An 18,397-nucleotide genomic window follows, 5' to 3' on the forward strand; every position below is an offset into this window, starting at 1 on the left:
CCCAGGGGGCTCCGCCCCGGACCCCGTATCGCGGCTGCGCCGCTCGTCCTCAAACGCCGGACGGGCTGGATATGCCCCCAAGCTCACCCCCGCAGCAGTGCCCCGATCCGTGCCGCCGCCTGAGCCAACTGCTCCCGCGCCTCCGCCAGTTGACCGGCGGTCACCCCATGGTCGCGCGCCGCGTCGCGGATGTCGTCGCGGAAGCGGTCCAGGAGGCGGTCCAGGTCGCGGGCCGGGTCGCCGGAGCGGGTGTCCTCGGCCGCCGCCCAGGCGGGCATCGGTGAAGCCGCCGTGCGGTCGGCCGGTGTCGCCATCGCCCCCATTTCCTGCGCGAAGGCGCTGATGCCCTCGACGACGGCGGTCGGCCAGTCGCCGTGCCGGGCATGCTCCCTGACCTGCTCCTGGACGCGGTCGCTGATGCGCCGCACCTCCTCGCGGGCGTGGTCGCGGGCCTGCCGGGCGGCCCGCCGGGCCGCCTGCGCGTCCTGGCGGGCGCGGCGGGACTCCTCCTTGGCGCGGCGCGCCTGCTCCTGCCACTGCTCCTTGGCGCGCTTGAGGTCCTCCTTCCACGCCTCGAACGCGTCGGCCCCCCCGTCCCCGCCGCCCGCGCGGGCCCGGCGTGCCTCCTCCTGCATCTCGCGGCGCAGATCACCGGCCGCGCCGCGCACGTCCTCCCGGATGTCGGCGGCGAGGGCGGCGACGGACTCGTGGATCTCCAGCTCCAGCTCGGCCAGCTCGCCCTGCCGGTCGGCGAGTTCGGCCCGGCCGGCCTCGGTGATGGAGTACACCTTGCGGCCGCCCTCGGTGGCGTACGTGACCAGGCCCTCGGCCTCCAGCTTGGCCAGCCGGGGGTAGACCGTGCCGGCCGAGGGCGCGTACAGCCCGCGGAAGCGCTCCTCCAGCAGGCGGATGATCTCGTAGCCGTGGCGCGGTGCCTCGTCGAGCAGTTTGAGCAGATACAGCCGCAGCCGGCCGTGCGCGAAGACGGGGGGCATCTACAGCACCTTTCCCAGGGCGACGGGCGCGTCGGGGGTCTCGTCGGGTCCCGGGCCGCGCAGCAGCGCCACCGAGCCGGAGACCGTGGTGGCCTTCAGCCGGCCCCGGCCCGCGCCCAGCCGGCCGGTGACCCGCTTGGCCATGAACTGGTTGCTCACGCGCAGCTCGTCGAAGGTGCACGAGAGCGCCCCGCTCGTGGTGCCCGCGTCGACCTCGGCGTCGGCGGGCCGCGGCAGCCGGATGGCGATCTCGCCGGAGACGGTGGTCAGGTCGAGGTCGGGGGCGGAGGCCGTGGGGGCGAGGCCGATGACGAAGTCGCCGCTGACGGAGTCGGCGTGGACGGCGCCGCCCGTGCTCTCGACGAGCGTGAGGCCGCCGCCGACGGACTTGAAGCGCAGGTCGCCGGCGAGGGCCTGGGCCTCCAGCCGGCCCGAGACGGTGTCGGCGTTCACCTCGCCGGTGAGCCCCAGGAGCGTGCTGTCGCCGGAGACGCCGCGCAGCCGCGTGGCCCCGCCGACGTGGGAGACGACCGTGCTCGCGGAGACGACGGAGACGTCGACCCCGGCGGCCTTCGGGACGGTGAGGGTCAGCTCGGCCCGGCGGTGCCAGTCCTTGGCACGCAGCCCCTTGGGCAGGCCCATCTTCTTCAGCGACTCCCAGCTCCAGGGCAGGTCGTCGTAAGTGACGGTGAGGACGCCGCCGTCGAGGGTCGCGGTCAGCGGCGGGCCGTCGATCAGCGTGAGCTCCAGGCCGGCGGGCGCGGAGTCGGTGCCGACGACATTGACCGCGCCGCCGACGAGACGCACGGCGACGGCCGTGACCGGCTCCTCGAAGGCGATCTTCTGCGGTGCGGGCAGTGACCATGACGACGGGTGGGACTGGACCGGCATCTCCGGGCCTCCTTGGCGGCGGGCGACGCAACCTATCGCGTCTTTCTGAAAACACGATATATCGCGGTCGGGTGAAGTCAAGGGCGGCCGGTGCTTTAGCTTTGACGCATGTCCGCAACCGATCACCGCCGCGCGGCCGGAGTCCTGCTGCTGTGCCGGGCAGAGCCCGCTCTCGTGCGCCCCTCCGCGCAGCTCCTGAACGAACCGCTGCTCCTGGCCCCGGCCGGGGACGGCTGGAGCGTGCTGATCCCCGGCGAGGACGCCTGGCGCGCCGGGAGCGACGGCCTGGCCGCCGCCACCGCCGGCTGGGCGCACGCCCTGGCCGTCGCCGAGTCCTGGCCCGTCGTCGGCCTGTGGTGGGACGAGGAGGGGGCGGGCTTCGCCGTCGCCGCCGGCTTCCGCCGCACCGTCGGCTACGCGTGGCTCGCGGACGGCACCCCCGACGGGCCGGAGGAGGCGATGACCGCGCTGCGCGCCCGCCTCGGCCTCGACCCCGTGCTGGACGGCGCCGCCCTCGACCGGCTCTGCGGCCCCGACCCGGACGCGAACGCCTACGCCCGCTCCCTCGGCCTGATCGCCGTCCTCTCCCGTACGGGCCTGACCCTGCCGCCGGGCCTCGCCCCGGGGGTGCACGCGGCCGGGCTGCGCGCCGCCGTGGGTGCCCTGCCGGCCACGGAGGCCGTGGACTGGCCGGGCTGGCGCGAGGCCGTGCGCGCCGGGCTGGACGCGGCCGAGCGCTCCCCGCTCGGCGCCTGGACCCGCGGCCCGCGTGCCCGCGCCCTGGGCGCCGCCGAGATCGCCGCCGGCCTGGCCCTGACCCTGTGGGCCCGCGAACCGGCCCGCCGCGCCCGCCGCACCTGGACGGCGGCCGGCTGCGCCCTCCTCGCGGACGGGGCGCTGACCCTGGCCTACGACTGGTGGCGGGCCCGGGAGGACGGCCGCGGCTGACCGCCCGGACCCCACCCGGCCGTGCCGTCCCGCACGCCCCGCCTATCCTGGGACCGACAGTCCCCGGCCCAGGTCACGGGCCCATGAACCTCTGACGGAGAGCACGTTGTACTTCACCGACCGCGGCATCGAGGAGCTGGAGAACCGGCGCGGCGAGGAGGAGGTCTCCCTCGGCTGGGTCGCCGAGCAGCTGCGGACGTTCGTCGACCTCAACCCGGACTTCGAGGTGCCGATCGAGCGGCTCGCGACGTGGCTGGCCCGGCTGGACGACGAGGACGACGAATAAGCGAGGGCCGGCAGGAGCACGGCGGCACCGGCCGGGAACAACCCCCGGCCGCTCCCCGGGTTCTGGCCATGGCCTCGCGCGCGCACTAGCCTGCTGCCCTCGAATTCTTGGGGAGCGGGGGAACGCGGGGGTGCGCGTGGCCGGCGGGATCACTCAAGTGCGGCTCGACGACGGCACGGTCGTCTGGGCACGCGTCTCACAGGCGCAGGAGAACGGACTCCTGCCACCGGGCCGGGGCGACACGGATTCCGGCCAATCCCCTTACGCCGACTCCTCGTTCGTACCCGCCGACGGCCCCTACACCGACTCCAGCGCCGCGCAGCGCGTCGCGGACCTCGCCGACGGCGTCGGTGACGTGGTGCGCGGCGTCGTCGGCTCCGTACGCCGCGGCCTGACCGGCGCCGCCCCCGACGAGGTCACCGTCGAGTTCGGCATCGAGCTGTCCGCCAAGGCCGGCAAGGTCGTCAGCCTCCTCGCGGACGGGGAGGGCAAGGCGTCCATCAAGGTCTCCCTGACCTGGTCCGAACGCGGCACGCACCCCGCCGCCGGCACCCCGGCGGCCCCGTGAACGCGCTGGACGCGCTCGTCCGCCGGGCCGTCGTGCGGATCTCCGCGCCGGGCGGCGCGCAGGACACCACCGGCGAGCGCTTCTGGGGCAGCGGCTTCTTCGTCGCCCCCGGCTGGCTGCTCACCTGTGCCCACGTCGTGGGCAACGGCGGCGGCGACGTCCTCGCCGGCCGTACGCCCGTCGACGTCACCGACTGGCGGGAGCACACGACCCCGGGCACCGTCGCCCTCGTGCTGCGGCCGCCCCGCGATCCCCAGGCCCCGCCCCGCAGCTGGCCGTTGCCCGACCTGGCCCTGGTCCGGGCCGAGGGCGCCGAGCACGCCGAGGGCACCGAGTGCCTGTGGCTGAGCGAGCGCTCGGTGGTCGTCCCCGCCCCCGTCGGCCTGTACGGCTGGTCCCGCGAGCTGGGCGAACCGGCGCTGCGCCACGGCCTGGGCGAGGCACGCGGCGAGGACGGACCGCGCGGCGCCGGCATGCTGCTGCGCGGCGAGATCCCCGTCGCCGGCTGCTCGGGCGGGCCCGTCGTGGACATGCGGCGCGGCACTGTGATCGGGGTCAGCAAGGGGCGCGGCCAGGGCGACGCCGGGCTCGCCGTGCCCATCACCGCGCTGCGGCAACTCGCCGACGACCGGCCCGGACTGACCCTGCTGCACGAACTGCTGCGCGCCCACGACGAGTACCACCTGGGCCGCTACCAGGCCGTCGGCGAGGGCGGCGGACTGGCCCGGCTCCAGCTGACCCTGCACCCCGCCGGCACCGGCGGCCTCACCCCCGACCTGCGCGCGCACCTGTTCGCCCGGCTCGCCGCGCTGCCGCCCCCGCGCACGGCAGGCGAGGTGATAGCCCCGGTCCAGGAGGCCCGCAAGCGCGTCATCCAGAGCCTGTACCAGCCGGGCGTCGTCCACGACCCGCGCCTGTGGCGCGAGGGCGTGGGCCTGCTGTACGAACTGCACGACGGGGGAGCGGCGGGAGCGGGCCGGGACCTGGAGCTGGAGGCCGTCCTGCTGTACGCGGCGCACGTCGCCGCCGCCGTCCGGGGCGCCTGCTCCGCCGAACACGACGCGCCCCTGCGCGAGTTGTGCGCCTGGGTGACCGCCGCCGCCGAACGCCTCCCGGACGTGCTGCGTGCCGAGATCCAGGCCCTGCTCTCCGGCCACCCGGCCGGCTCCGCGCGGGAGGGCCGGCAGCCCGCGGACGCCGCCCTGGCGGACGTCCGCGTCGAGATCGACGGCACGGTCTACGGCTCCCGCCACGCCTGGCGCGTCATCCTCCTGCGCCCCGACGGACCGCAGTACTTCGACGGCGACGAACAGGGCGCGCGGCGCGAGGAGTTGAGCGAGGCCCTGCGCGAGCCGATCGCCGCCGCCCTGCGGTGCAGTGACGTCGGCGAACACCTCGCGGCCCTCGAAGTGGCCGTCCCGCGCGAGCTGTTCGACGTCCCCTTCGACGACTGGCGGCTCTCCCCGCCCGGCGCCCCCGAGGACGACTTCGACCCGCACGCGCTGCCGCTCGGCCACCGCCGCGTCGTCGTACTGCGCGACCGCCGCCGCCACGACCTGGGCGCGACCCCCGAGTGGCGGCGCCGCTGGAAGGGCACCGCGCGCGGCCCGATGACCGCCGTGCCGCTGCGCCGCGAGGTCCCGCTGCGCGGCCACTCCGGGCCCGCCAGGGAGGGGCCGCACGCGGCGTACGCGCGGCTGTCCGACACCGAGGACAGCGCCGTCCCCGTCTACTGCGGCCCCGTCGCCAGCGGCCCCGGCGCCGCCGCCATGGCCGTCGCGCTCACCGCCGGCCACCCGGTGGTGATCTGGCGCGGGCGCACCCCGGAGCACAACGATTGCGCCGAATTCCACGAGCAGGTCGCCCGGCTGGTGGCCGAGGCGAAGACCGCCGACGGCCTGCACCGGCGCATCCGCAATCTGCGCATCCGCTGCGCCGACCCCGAACTGCCCGACCCCGAGGCGCACTGGGCCCGCTCGATCGCCCTGCTCCTCGACCCGCCGGAGCGCACGGGCCTGCCGGAGGGGCCGTTGCGCGCCCCCTCCCCGAGGCCCGCGCCGGGGCGATGACTATCCGTCAATTCGCCGCAAAGAGCCGACAGTCGGCAGAGGGAGGGCTCGGCATCGCGCGCGCCGACCGGTATTTTCGAGCGGGTACCTGTGGGAGCCCCACGGGGTCCGGGAGCCGACCGGCCAGCGACCAGCAGCGAGGAGCCCAGCGTGAACGATTGGCGCATCTACCGCGGAGCCGGTCTGCCGCACGACGGGATACGGCGCCTGCCGCCGCCCCCGCCCTGGCGCGACTTCGCCGCCTCCGGCCAGCACGCCGAGGAGGGCGCCGACGTCGACGCGAGCGCGGCCCGCAGACTCGGCGTCCAGCGCCGGCTCGTGGAGAACCACCACCCGCGCCCCGAGGAGGTCGAGGCCGTCAACGCGGCCCTGTACCTGCGCCGCCCCCTGCTCGTCACCGGAAATCCCGGCACCGGCAAGTCCACGCTCGCCCACGCCGTCGCCCACGAACTGGGGCTGGGCCGCGTGCTGCGCTGGCCCATCGTCAGCCGCACCACCCTGCGCGACGGCCTCTACCGCTACGACGCCATCGCCCGCCTCCAGGATGTGCAGCTGGAGCGGGCCGTCGGCGGCGACGCCGAGGGCACCGCCCGGCACTCGATCGGCTCGTACGTGCGCCTGGGCCCCCTCGGCACCGCCCTGCTGCCCGCCGGCACCCCGCGCGTCCTGCTCGTCGACGAGCTCGACAAGGGCGACCTCGACCTGCCCAACGACCTCCTCGGCGCCCTGGAGGAGGGCGAGTTCACCCTCCCCGAACTGGAGCGCATCGCCGACCGCGAACCCGAGGTCGAGGTCCTCACCGACGACGGCACCCGCGCGGTGATCCACGGCGGGCGGGTGCGCTGCACCACCTTCCCGCTGATCGTCCTCACCTCCAACGGCGAACGCGAGTTCCCCGCCGCCCTGTTGCGCCGCTGCATCCAGCTCGACCTCGAAGCGCCCGGCGAGGAACAGCTCACCGCCATGGTCCGCGCCCACCTCGGGGACGCCGCCGTGCGCGACGGCGGCGAACTCATCCAGCGCTTCCTCGACCGCGAGCCCGGCGAGGTCATCGCCGCCGACCAGCTCCTCAACGCCCTCTTCCTCACCCAGCACGCGCCGCGCGCCGAACGCGTCACCCGCGACCGGCTCGCCGACATGCTCATGCAGCCCCTGGACCGTCCGAGGTGATGCGGCCATGACCCCGCCCCCCGACCAGCGGCTGGGGCAACTGGTCACCCGCCTGCGGCAGGGCGGCCTGGAGCTGACCCCGCAGGAGATCGCGGACGCGCTGTGGCTGGCCCAGTGGGTCACACCGGCCGCCGGACCGCCGGGTACGGGCGAAGTCCCCTCCGGCAACGGCGACTTACCGGTGTTACGTCCGGCGGAGCCGTCGGCCGCCCCCGGAACGTCCGGCCGTGCACCCCGGGACCCGGCGCCGCGTACGGCCCGTACGGCCGGCGGTGAACGCGCGGAACGCTCCGGCCCCGTCGCCCTGTACGCGCACGGCCCCCGGCAACCCGCCCGCACCGAGCGGGCCTTCGGCGTCCGCGCGCCCACCGCCGCCTCCCTGCCCGGACTGCTCGACCTCCAGCGCGCCCTGCGCCCGCTGCGCGGCTACCGCCCGCTCGCCGCACCCCCGCCCGGCCCCCTCGACGAGTGCGTCACCGCCGACAGAGCCGCCCGTACGGGCGTCGTGCAGCCCGCCTACCGGCCCGGCGGCCGCCGCGCCACCAGCATGCAGCTGCTCATGGACGTCTCCCCGTCCATGGCTGTGTGGGAGCGGACCCTGGAGGAACTGCGCCAGACCTGCGCCCAGTTGGGCGTCTTCCGCGACGTACAGGTGCGCTATCTGCACCGCTCCGAGGACGGCGCCCCCGTCATCGCCACCGGCGCCACGCCCGGCGGCGCCCGCCGGCCGCGCCCCGCCGACCAGTTCCGCGACCCCAGCGGCCGCTGTCTGACCCTCGTCCTCAGCGACTGCGTCGGCCCCCTGTGGCGGGAGGGCACCGCCCAACGGCTGCTGCACCACTGGTCGCAGACCGCCCCGCTCGCCGTCGTCCAGCCCCTGCCGCCACGCCTGTGGCCGCGCACCGCGCTGCCCGCCGAGGCCGGGCTCCTCGTCCGCGATCCCGCCGCCGGCGGACGGCTGCGCTTCGAGCCCGGGGACTTCCCCGGCTACGCGCCGCCGCCCCCGCGCGGCGCGCTGCCCGTGCCCGTCCTGCTGCCGCACCGCGACGCGCTCGGCGCCTGGGCGCGGCTGCTGTCCGGCCCCGGCCGCACCACCGTGCGCGGCGCCGCCGGCTGGGTCCTGCCCCGCCACCCCGCCCAGCCGGAACCCCCGGGCGCCCCGGGCGCCGCCCCGCCCCCCGAGGACCTGCTGCGGGCCTTCCGGGCGAGCGCCACGCCGGGCGCGCTGCGGCTCGCCGTGCACCTCGCGGCCGTACCGCTCACCCTGCCCGTGATGCAGCTGGTGCAACGGGCGATGCTGCCCGACACCGGGCCCATGGAGCTCGCCGAGGTCCTGCTGAGCGGGCTGCTGTGGGAGCTGCCGGCACCCGACGGGACGGCCACGGCCGGTCCGGCCGGCCACTGGTACGAGTTCGCCGACGGCGTGCGGGAGTTGCTGCTGCAGTCCCTGGACCAGGGTGCCGCCGTCCTGGTGCTCAAGCACTGCTCCGACTACGTGGAGCGGCACTTCGGCAAAGGGGCACGGAACTTCCCGGCCATGGCGGTCGCCCAGCTGTCGGGAGCCGGGGCGGCGGGGACGGCGGAGGACACCGAGCCCGGTACGGGCCCCGCCGGGCCGGAACTGTTCGCGGAGGTGCCCGCGCGAGTGGTGCGGTGGTATCAGCCCGTCACAGCACGCGAGGAGAGCGATCCGGCCGACGAGGCGGAACGGCTGTTCGCCCTGTGGGAGTCGCAACCGGATCCGGCGACGCTCGACGCCGCCCAGGAACGGGCCCGCACGGCGGCCGCCGCGTACGGCCACGAGAGCCCGGCGGGGCAGCGGGCCCGGCTCCTCCTCGGCCGCGTCCTGGTGATCCGGTCCTGGAACGCGCACCGCGACGACCCGCAGACGGCACACACGGCCCTGCTGGAGGCCGAAGCCCTGCTCACCGACGTCCACGAGCAGACCGCACCCGGCACCGATCTGCACACCAGGGCCGGACTGAAACTCGCCGACGTGTGCACCACCCGCTGGCAGCGCGAGCAGGACCTCGGCCAACTGCTCACCGCGGAGCGGGTCCTGACCGCACTGCCCGCGGACGACCCCGTCCGCTGCCTGAAACTGGGCCTCGTCCTGCTCTCGCGCGCCGAAGCCACCTCCTACGACCGCGCCTCGGCCGAACTGGCCGCCCACGAACTGCGCTCCGCACACCGGCTGTTCGAGGCGGACGGCGCCGCACCCACCCTCCTGGGCACCGTCCTCCTGCACCTCGCCAGAGCGATGCGGCTGTCCGGCGCGCCCGCCGAGGAGATCCACACCGTCCTCGACCGCGCCGAACTCCCCGAGGACACACGGCTGCCGCTCCTGCGGCTCCTCGAACGCGCCCGGGTCGCCACCGACGCCCACGCCTGGACGGACGCCGACCAGGCCTACGAGGCCGCCGTCGCCCGCACCGACAGCAACAGCGCCGAACGCGCCGGACTCCTCGCGCAGTGGGGCGAGTCCGTCCTCGGCCGCCCACCGGGAGAGACCGGCACCGCGTCGGCCGAATCCGTCCTGCGCGAGGCGTACGTCGTGGTCCCCGGCCGCGACCCCGCCCGCCCCCGCATCCAACTGCTCCTCGCACGCGCCCTGTTGCAGCGGTTCGCCGGGCATGGCTTCCTGCCCGACCTGTACGAGAGTGTCCACCTGCTCGAACAGGCCGCCCGCCACGCCCCGGACCGCTCCGCCCGCGCCGAGGCCTGGCTGGAACTGGGCAGCGCCCGGATCACCCTCCACGAGCGCTCGGCCACCGTGCCGTTCCCCTCGGCCGCCGCCTTCTCCGACGCGGCACTGAAATCGGCGGCCGACGCCTTCGGCAAGGCCGCCGAGGAGGCCGAACCGGGCACCGCCGTACTCGCCCGCGCCCTGCACCACAAGGGGCGGATCCTGGAGCGTCTGGGCCGCCGCCGGGCCGCCCTGGACGCCTACCGCGCCGCCGCCCGCGAGTGGGCGGCCTGCGCCGCCCGCCCCGGCCGCATCTCCGGGGCCGAGACGCGCGCCACCCGGGAAGCCGTAGCCCGGCTGGAGGGCGGCCGACGGAGCTGACCCCACGACGACCCGACCGGACCCGACCAGACCCGAACAGGTTTCCGCTTCACGGCGGTTGGGAAGGAAACGTGCCGCCGCGGGGGCCGCTCACGGCGCACGGCCAGGGAGGAGAACGAGCGTGCCGAAGCACAGCACAGCCGCGGACACCGGCCCCGCGCAGCCCACCGACCGGAACCCGCCGCTCCCCGATCTCACGGGGCTCGACCTGCGCTCCCTGCGGCTGCTCGACCTCGACGAGGACGGCCTGACCGCCGCCGTGGACAGCGCGCTGCGACAGCCGGGCGAACTGGGGGAGACCTGGTACTCCGACGGATCGGTCGGCCACCCCTGAACCGCGGCGCCCACCCGGCCACGACGGAGCGCGTACGGCCGCAGACCCTGGCGCGACTGGCCCGCACCCGGCCCGCCGCCGCCGACCTCGCGCTGCTCGCGCGAGCACTCCACAGCCGGCGGCTCGTGCTGCTGAAGTCCCTGCTGACCCGCGTGGAACGAGAACCGGTCGCGGAACCGGTGCGGGAACGCTTCGGCCGGCACTGGCAGTTGCTGGAACAGGCCGAGGCGCACGACGCGCGGGCCGTCCGGGAGACCTTGGACTATCCGTCCGTGGGGGTGTGGCTGGCGGGGGCGCTGGCGGCTTGCGAGGGGGAGGAGTTCGCGGGGTGGCTGGAGCATTTCGGGGGGGTGGTGGGGGCGGCGGTTTTGCGGGCGGGGTTTCCGTGCGAGCTGGTGCTGCCTGTGTTTGGGGGGCGGTTGACGCTGCCGGGGGTGGGGGCGGTGCGTACGGGGGCGGGTGCGGTGCGGCTGCGGGTGGGGCCGCGTGTGGTTCGGCCGGCCCGTGTGGGTTCTTTCCCCTACCCGCCCCTTCCCGCAGCATCCATTTGCGGCTCCGCCGCGTGGGGGCTCCGCCCCAGGCCCTCCGGCCCAGCCGAGGCCGGGGGTTCGGGGGCGGAGCCCCCGATTTCGGGAAGGGGCGGGGAGGGGAAACAAACCCCCGGGGCACGCAACCCCCGCGGCACCGGCACCGATTGGCTCGCCCTGCGGCGCCTGCCCGGCAGCGGCGCGTACCTCGACGACCTCGACCCCTACCGCGCCCCCTCCACCGGCGTCGGCGCCGCCGCGCTGCCCGCCGCGCCCCGGGAGCGGGTGCGGAGCGAGCCGTGGGTGGGGCGCTGGCGGGAGGCGGTCGGGCTGTTGCGGGGCGTCGACGCGCGGCGGGCCGACGAGGTCACCGCGCTGCTGCGGGCCCTCGTCCCGCTCGACCAGCCGGCCCAGGGGGCGCCACGGGTCAGCGCGACCTTCCGGGCCGCCCCCGGCGCCGTGCTCGCCGCGCTCCCGGAGACCGCCGCCGACCTGGCGGCCGTCCTCGTCCACGAGACGCAGCACAGCAAGCTCTCCCTGCTGCACGACCTGCTGCCGCTGCACGCCGCCGGCCCGGAAGCCGTCCACCGTGTGGCCTGGCGGGCCGACCCGCGCCCCTTCGAGGGCGTCCTGCAGGGCACGTACGCCCACCTGGGGCTCGCCGACTTCTGGGCCAGGGCCGCCACCGGGCCCGCCCTGCCCGCAGGGGCCCGTGACGCCGCCCGTACGCGACGCGACTCATACTGCCGACAGGTCGCGGAAGCCCTGCGCATCCTGCTTGAATCCAATGAACTGACAGCGGCCGGGCGGGAGTTCGCCCTCGGTATGGCGGGGCACCTCGCGACCCTGGACGGGGCCGCCGGAGCGTGAGTGAGGGACGCGGATGAGCGAGCGGAACAGTCATCAGCAGCAGAGCAGAGCACACCGCGAAGAACACCGCGAAGAACGCTTCGCCGTCGTCTTCGCCGGCTACCAGCGGCCCTGGGCGACCTGGATCGCCCACCGCCTGGAGAGCCGCGGCCACCGGGCCGCCCTGCAGCGCTGGGACCCGCCCCGCGAAGTCCCCCTGGAACGCGCCATAGGGGACCTGCTGCTCGCTCCGGGCCGCATCCTGCTCGTCCTCAGCGACTGGTTCTTCGCCCTGGGCCCCCGGCCCGAGGAGGAGTGGAGCGAAGTCCTGCGCGGTGTCGTCGCCGAGAACGCCGACCGCTTCGCCGCCGTCAACCTCACCAACCGCGCCCTGCTGCCCGCCACCGCCGTCCTCGAACCCGTCGACCTGTGGGGCATCGGCGCCCAGGAGGCCGAGCGCCGGCTGCTGGCCCGCCTCGGGCTGCCCGCCGGCCGGCCCGCCCGGGAACTGCCCCCCGGGCCCGGCTCCCGCTACCCCAACGACCCGCCCGCCGTCTGGGGCGAAGTGCCGCGCCGCAACAGCCGCTTCACCGGCCGCGACGACCTGCTCAACGACATCCAGGACCTGCTCACCGACGCCGAGCCCGGCGCCGCCGTGTGCGCGCTGCTCGGCATGTCCGGCATCGGCAAGACCCAGATCGCCGCCGAGTACGCGCACCGCTTCGGCGCCGACTACGACGTGATCTGGTGGGTCAACTCCGACCTGCGCGGCACCCAGCGCGAACACTTCGGCGAACTCGCCCCCGCCCTCGGCCTGCCCGTCGGCTCCGAGCCCGGCGAACGCATCCGCGCCGTCCGCGACGCGCTGCGCCGCGGTGAACCGTACGGCCGCTGGCTGGTGGTCTTCGACGGCTGGGACGACCTGGAGGGAGCCGGCGAGCTGCTGCCCGAGGGGCCCGGCCACATCCTGATCACCTCCCGCAACCGGGCCTGGTCCACCGCCGGCGCCACCCCGCTGGACATCCCCGGCTTCCAGCGCCACGAGAGCACCGGCTACCTCATGCGCCGCGCCCCGCAGGTCACTTCCGCACAGGCCGACGAGGTCGCCGCCGAACTCGGGGACATCCCCCTCGCGCTCGTGCAGGCCGCCGCCTGGCTCGGCGAGTCGGGCATGGAGGCCGCCGAGTACCTGCGCATGGTGCGCGGCGGCGAACTCCCCGGCCCGGCCGGGCTCGACGGGACCACCGGGTACGGCGGCCACGACGGCGTGCCGCGCTCCTCCCTGACCTCCTGGTCGATCCTCATCAACCGGCTCCGCAACGACCAGCCGCACGCCGTGGAACTGCTGTCCCTGTGCACGGCGTTCGCGCCCGGCCGGATCCCCATCGGCCTCGTCCACACCCTGCCGGCCGCCGAACTGCCCGAGCACCTCGCGTGGCTCGCCGGCGACCTGCCCACCTGGACCCGCTCCCTCGACGTCCTCGTCAGCTACTCCGTCTTCACCGGCCGCGACACCCGCGCCACCATCCCGGGTGAACCCGGCCCCGGACAGGAGTCGGTGCACATGCACCGGCTCGTCCACGACATCGTCACCCGCCTGACCGCGCCCGAGGAACGCCGCCTCTACCGCAAGGTCGTGCGCCGCATGCTCGCCGCCGCCGACCCCGGCAACCCCCAGGACACCACCCTGTGGCCCCGCTACGCCGAACTCCTGCCCCACCTGGAGCCCTCCGGCGCCCTCGGCAGCCGCCAGGAGCGCGTCCAGGAGACCGTCCTGAACTGTCTGCGCTTCTGCCACGCCAGCGGCGAGTTCCGCACCGGCATCGCCCTCGCCGAGAAGGTCCGCGCCCGCTGGTCCGAACTCTTCGCCCCCGGCCACCGGCGCATGCTCGACCTCACCGCCCAGCAGGGCAACATCCTGCGCTCGTACGGGAGTTTCCGCACCGCCTACGAACTCGACCGCGCCATGCTGGAACAGCTTCAGGCCCCCGGACCCGACAGCAGCGGCTCCTTCGCGGCCACCACCCTGCTCGCGGCCACCAGCTGCCTGGCCGCCGACCAGCGCTACCTCGGCCAGTACGAGGAGGCCCTGCGTGCCCAGCGCCAGGTCCTCGACACCGCCCTGCGCCTCTTCGGCCCCGACGACCACATCACCCTCAACGCCCGGCACAACCTCGGCGTCGCCCTGCGCCTGCTGGGCCGCTACGCCGAGGGCTACGACAGCGACCTGGAGACCCTCCGCCGCCGCGAGGCCCTGCTGCGCGCCCGGCACCCCGCGACCCTCGTCTCCGGCATCTCCTGCGCCCGCGACCTGCGGCTGATGGGCCGCTACCAGGACGCCCTCGCCCGCCAGGAACTCTGCGCGCGCCTGCACGTACAGGTCCTCGGACCCCAGCACCCGCAGACCCTGCGCGCCCGCCACAACCTCGTCCTGTGCGAACGCCGGGCCGGCGTCCCCCAGGACATCGGCGCCGTCATGGCCGGACTGCTGGAGCACATGGAACAGGTCCACGGGCGCGGCCACCACGCGACCCTCGGCATCCTCGTCGACTACGGCAACCACGCCCGCGAACACGGCGACCTCGGCCACGCCAGGGACCTGATCGCCGAGGGCGAGGCCGGTTTCCGCAAGCTGCTCGGCCCGGCCCATCCGCTGACCATCGGCATGCTCACCAACATGGGCCTCGTCCTGCAGACCGCCGGCGAACGCGCCGAGGCCCTCACCATGTTCGAGTCCGCGTACGCGGGCCTGGCCGCGACCCTCGGCCCCGACCACCCCTCGGTGCTCGGCTGCGCCCTCAACGCCGCCACCGGCCGGAACTTCACCGGCCGCCTCGACTCCGCGCTCGCCCTCAGCCGCGACAACCTCACCCGTGCCCGCCGGGCCCTGGGCGCCGACCACCCCCTCACCCTCTCCTGCGAGGTGGCCCTCGCGGCGGACCTGCGCGCCCAGCGCGAGGACGAGGAGGCGGGCAAGGTGGAACAGGACGCCCTCCAACGCCTCACCCGCACCCTCGGCGCCCAGCACCCCCACACCCTCTCCGCCCGCCAACGCGTCCGCCCGTACTGGGACTTCGAGCCGTATCTGGGGTAAGCACGCCGAAGGGCCGGGCCCGTACCGCAACTGCGGTACGGGCCCGGCCCTTCGGCGAACTGCGCTCCGGACTACGCGTCGAACACCTCGGCGACCAGCGCCGCCTGCTCCGCCTGATGCCGCTTCGCGGACCCCACCGCCGGCGACGACGAGTGCGAACGGGACACCCGCCGCAGCCGCTCCCGCGCCGGGACGTCCGCGCCGACCGCCAGGTCGAGGTGGTCGATCAGGTTCAGCGCGATGAACGGCCACGCACCCTGGTTCGCCGGCTCCTCCTGCGCCCAGATGTACTTCTCGGCGTTCGGGAACTTCGCGATCTCCGCCTGGAGTTCCGCACCCGGCAGCGGGTACAGCCGCTCGATACGGACCAGGGCGGTGTCGAGGGCGCCCCGCTTCCGCCGCTCGGCCTCCAGGTCGTAGTAGACCTTGCCGGAGCAGAAGACCACCTTGCGCACGGCGGCCGCGTCCACGGTGTCGTCACCGATGACCGGACGGAAGGCGCCCGAGGTGAACTCCTCCGCCTTCGACGCCGCTGCCTTCAGCCGCAGCATCGACTTCGGGGTGAAGACGATCAGCGGCTTGTGGTGCGGGTTGTGGACCTGCCAGCGCAGCAGGTGGAAGTAGTTCGACGGCAGCGTCGGCATCGCGACCGTCATGTTGTTCTGCGCGCACAGCTGGAGGTAGCGCTCGATACGGGCCGAGGAGTGGTCCGGGCCCTGGCCCTCGTAGCCGTGCGGCAGCAGCAGCGTGACGCCGGAGGTCTGGCCCCACTTCTGCTCGGACGAGGAGATGAACTCGTCGACGATGTTCTGCGCGCCGTTGGCGAAGTCGCCGAACTGCGCCTCCCACATCACCAGCGCGTCCGGGCGGGCCAGCGAGTAGCCGTACTCGAAGCCCATCGCCGCGTACTCGCTCAGCAGCGAGTCGTAGACGGTGAAGCGCGCCTGGTTGTCGGACAGGTACAGCAGCGGGGTGTAGTCCTCGCCGCTCTCCCGGTCGACGAGCACCGCGTGCCGCTGGCCGAAGGTGCCGCGGCGGGAGTCCTGGCCGGCGAGCCGGACCGGGGTGCCCTCCATCAGCAGCGAGCCGAAGGCGAGGGTCTCGCCCATGCCCCAGTCGATGGTGCCGTCCTCGATGCTGGCGGCGCGGCGCTGCAACTGCGGCACCAGACGCGGGTGCACCGTGACGTGGTCGGGGACGGAGACCTGCGACTCGGCGATCCGCTTGAGGACCTCCTGGGAGATCGCGGTCGGCACCGTCACCGGGAAGTCGTCCTCCCGGGGCGGGGCCGTCTCGGCCGCGGGGGCGGCCGCGTCGGCGTCGCGGACCTCGACGAAGACCTTCTCCAGCTGGCCCTGGTAGTCCTGCAGCGCCTGCTCGGCCTCCTCCAGCGTGATGTCGCCCCGGCCGATCAGCGACTCGGTGTACAGCTTGCGCACCGAACGCTTCTTGTCGATCAGGTCGTACATCAGCGGCTGGGTGAACGAGGGGTTGTCCGACTCGTTGTGGCCCCGGCGGCGGTAGCAGATCAGGTCGATGACGACGTCCTTGTTGAACGCCTGGCGGAACTCGAAGGCGAGCCGCGCGACACGGACCACGGCCTCCGGGTCGTCACCGTTCACATGGAAGATCGGCGCCTCGATCATCCGCGCGACGTCGGTGCAGTACATCGACGAGCGGGAGGACTCCGGCGGCGCGGTGAAGCCGACCTGGTTGTTGATGACGATGTGCACGGTGCCGCCGGTGCGGTAGCCGCGCAACTGCGACATGTTGAGGGTCTCGGCCACGACGCCCTGGCCCGCGAAGGCCGCGTCGCCGTGCAGCTGGACCGGCAGGACGGTGAAGTCCGTGCCCGCCTTGCCGATGATGTCCTGCTTGGCGCGGGCGATGCCCTCGACGACCGGGTCGACGGTCTCCAGGTGCGAGGGGTTCGCGGCCAGCGAGACCTTGATCTGCTCGCCGTCCAGACCGGTGAAGGTGCCCTCGGCGCCCAGGTGGTACTTCACATCGCCGGAGCCGTGCATCGACTTCGGGTCGAGGTTGCCCTCGAACTCGCGGAAGATCTGCGCGTAGGACTTGCCGACGATGTTGGCGAGCACATTGAGCCGGCCGCGGTGGGCCATGCCGATCACGCACTCGTCGAGGCGGGCCTCGGCGGCCGCGTCCAGCACCGCGTCCAGCAGCGGGATGACGGACTCGCCGCCCTCCAGCGAGAACCGCTTCTGGCCCACGTACTTGGTCTGCAGGAAGGTCTCGAACGCCTCGGCCGCGTTGAGCCGGCGCAGGATCCGCAGCTGCTCCTCGCGCTCCGGCTTGGCGTGCGGGCGCTCGACCCGGTCCTGGATCCACTTGCGCTGCTTGGGGTCCTGGATGTGCATGAACTCGATGCCGGTGGTGCGGCAGTACGAGTCGCGCAGCACGCCCAGGATGTCGCGCAGCCTCATCATCGACTTGCCGGAGAAGCCGCCGACCGCGAACTCGCGCTCCAGGTCCCACAGCGTCAGCCCGTGCTCGGTGATGTCGAGGTCGGGGTGCTTGCGCTGGCGGTACTCCAGCGGGTCGGTGTCGGCCATGACATGGCCGCGCACCCGGTAGGAGTGGATCAGCTCGAAGACCCGGGCGGCCTTGGTGACGTCGTCGTCGTGCGAGGCGTCGATGTCCTTGAGCCAGCGCACCGGCTCGTAGGGGATGCGCAGCGCCTCGAAGATGTCGTCGTAGAAGCCGTTCTCGCCGAGCAGCAGCTGGCTCATGATGCGCAGGAACTCGCCCGAGGCCGCGCCCTGGATCACCCGGTGGTCGTAGGTGGAGGTCAGGGTCATGACCTTGGAGATGCCCAGCTTGTTCAGGGCGTCCTGCGAGGTGCCCTGGAACTCGGCCGGGTACTCCATGGCGCCCACGCCGATGATGACGCTCTGGCCGGGCATCAGCCGCGGCACGGAGTGCACGGTGCCGATGCCGCCGGGGTTGGTGAGCGAGCAGGTCACCCCGGTGAAGTCGTCCATCGTGAGCTTGTTGTTGCGGGCGCGGCGGACGATGTCCTCGTAGGCCTGCCAGAACTCGAAGAAGTTCATGGTCTCGGCCTTCTTGATGCCCGCGACCACGAGCTGGCGCTCACCGTTCGGCTTGACCAGGTCGATCGCCAGGCCGAGGTTGACGTGCTCGGGCTTGACGAGGGTCGGCTTGCCGTCCTTCTCGGTGAAGGAGTGGTTCATCGCCGGCATCAGCTTCATCGCCTGCACCATGGCGAAGCCGATGAGGTGGGTGAAGGAGACCTTCCCGCCCCGGGCGCGCTTGAGGTGGTTGTTGATGACGATGCGGTTGTCGAAGAGCAGCTTCACCGGGACGGCGCGGACGGACGTGGCCGTCGGCATCTCCAGCGAGGCGTTCATGTTCTTCGCGACGGCGGCGGACGGGCCGCGCAAGGTGACGAGCTCGGGTCCGACGGCCGGCTCAGCTGCCTTGCCGGCAGCAGCCGCCGGCTTGGCGGGCGCGCCTGCGGCGGGCTTGGCGGCGGCCGGCTTCGCCGGGGCGGCGGGCGCCGGCTTGGCCGCGGCGGGGGCCGCCGGAGCGGCGGGCGCGGCAGCGCGGGCCTGCGCGGC

General features: G+C 74.5%; 12 protein-coding genes. 9 read left to right on the forward strand and 3 right to left on the reverse strand.

Going from position 1 to position 18,397, the window contains the following annotated elements:
• Window positions 1-83 precede the first annotated feature (83 nt).
• Window positions 84-995 (reverse strand): PadR family transcriptional regulator, encoded by a 912-nt coding sequence (locus ACFP1Z_RS32120; RefSeq protein ID WP_390321300.1) that lies wholly within the window; start codon window positions 993-995, stop codon window positions 84-86.
• Entirely contained in the window at window positions 996-1,886 is an 891-nt protein-coding gene (locus tag ACFP1Z_RS32125; RefSeq protein ID WP_390321302.1) for a DUF4097 family beta strand repeat-containing protein, read from the reverse strand.
• A 108-nt stretch (window positions 1,887-1,994) separates the two neighbouring features.
• Between ACFP1Z_RS32125 and ACFP1Z_RS32130 the strand changes: the two genes are divergently transcribed.
• The 9 genes from ACFP1Z_RS32130 to fxsT all read left to right on the forward strand — a co-directional run bounded on the left by ACFP1Z_RS32130 (window position 1,995) and on the right by fxsT (window position 14,798).
• On the forward strand, window positions 1,995-2,834 hold the full coding sequence (locus ACFP1Z_RS32130) for a hypothetical protein (protein ID WP_390321304.1): 840 nt from the start codon (window positions 1,995-1,997) through the stop codon (window positions 2,832-2,834).
• A gap of 106 nt (window positions 2,835-2,940) precedes the next feature.
• Window positions 2,941-3,120, forward strand: a complete 180-nt coding sequence (locus ACFP1Z_RS32135; RefSeq protein ID WP_390321306.1) for a DUF6104 family protein — start codon at window positions 2,941-2,943, stop codon at window positions 3,118-3,120.
• Window positions 3,121-3,250: 130 nt separating this feature from the next.
• Window positions 3,251-3,688, forward strand: coding sequence for a CU044_2847 family protein (locus ACFP1Z_RS32140; protein WP_390321309.1), 438 nt, complete (start codon window positions 3,251-3,253; stop codon window positions 3,686-3,688).
• Window positions 3,685-5,757, forward strand: a complete 2,073-nt coding sequence (locus ACFP1Z_RS32145; protein ID WP_390321311.1) for a VMAP-C domain-containing protein — start codon at window positions 3,685-3,687, stop codon at window positions 5,755-5,757. The genes ACFP1Z_RS32140 and ACFP1Z_RS32145 overlap by 4 nt, the downstream gene beginning before the upstream one ends.
• 150 nt (window positions 5,758-5,907) lie before the next feature.
• Window positions 5,908-6,927 (forward strand): AAA family ATPase, encoded by a 1,020-nt coding sequence (locus ACFP1Z_RS32150; RefSeq protein WP_390321314.1) that lies wholly within the window; start codon window positions 5,908-5,910, stop codon window positions 6,925-6,927.
• A gap of 7 nt (window positions 6,928-6,934) precedes the next feature.
• Complete coding sequence (locus ACFP1Z_RS32155; RefSeq protein WP_390321317.1) at window positions 6,935-9,994, forward strand: SAV_2336 N-terminal domain-related protein; 3,060 nt, start codon at window positions 6,935-6,937, stop codon at window positions 9,992-9,994.
• Between the two features lie 121 nt (window positions 9,995-10,115).
• Entirely contained in the window at window positions 10,116-10,328 is a 213-nt protein-coding gene (locus tag ACFP1Z_RS32160) for a hypothetical protein (RefSeq protein WP_390321319.1), read from the forward strand.
• A 125-nt stretch (window positions 10,329-10,453) separates the two neighbouring features.
• A complete protein-coding gene (locus ACFP1Z_RS32165) occupies window positions 10,454-11,725 on the forward strand; it encodes an aKG-HExxH-type peptide beta-hydroxylase (protein ID WP_390321321.1) in 1,272 nt (423 codons plus the stop codon).
• Window positions 11,726-11,738: 13 nt separating this feature from the next.
• Window positions 11,739-14,798, forward strand: coding sequence for an FxSxx-COOH system tetratricopeptide repeat protein (fxsT, locus tag ACFP1Z_RS32170; RefSeq protein WP_390321323.1), 3,060 nt, complete (start codon window positions 11,739-11,741; stop codon window positions 14,796-14,798).
• 71 nt (window positions 14,799-14,869) lie between these two features.
• Here the strand turns inward: fxsT and ACFP1Z_RS32175 are convergent.
• On the reverse strand, window positions 14,870-18,397 hold a 3,528-nt coding region (locus ACFP1Z_RS32175), incomplete at its 5' end, for a multifunctional oxoglutarate decarboxylase/oxoglutarate dehydrogenase thiamine pyrophosphate-binding subunit/dihydrolipoyllysine-residue succinyltransferase subunit (protein WP_390321325.1).

The sequence above is a fragment of the Streptomyces gamaensis genome, assembly GCF_042656465.1.
GTDB classification, from domain to species: Bacteria; Actinomycetota; Actinomycetes; order Streptomycetales; family Streptomycetaceae; genus Streptomyces; species Streptomyces gamaensis.

What these genes read in the sequence shown, in the direction of transcription:
- ACFP1Z_RS32130 (WP_390321304.1), top strand. Translation starts at nt 1,995, where the DNA reads ATGTCCGCAACCGATCACCGCCGCGCGGCCGGAGTCCTGCTGCTGTGC.
- fxsT (WP_390321323.1), top strand. Translation starts at nt 11,739, where the DNA reads ATGAGCGAGCGGAACAGTCATCAGCAGCAGAGCAGAGCACACCGCGAA.
- ACFP1Z_RS32120 (WP_390321300.1), bottom strand. Translation starts at nt 995, where the DNA reads ATGCCCCCCGTCTTCGCGCACGGCCGGCTGCGGCTGTATCTGCTCAAA.
- ACFP1Z_RS32125 (WP_390321302.1), bottom strand. Translation starts at nt 1,886, where the DNA reads ATGCCGGTCCAGTCCCACCCGTCGTCATGGTCACTGCCCGCACCGCAG.
- ACFP1Z_RS32155 (WP_390321317.1), top strand. Translation starts at nt 6,935, where the DNA reads ATGACCCCGCCCCCCGACCAGCGGCTGGGGCAACTGGTCACCCGCCTG.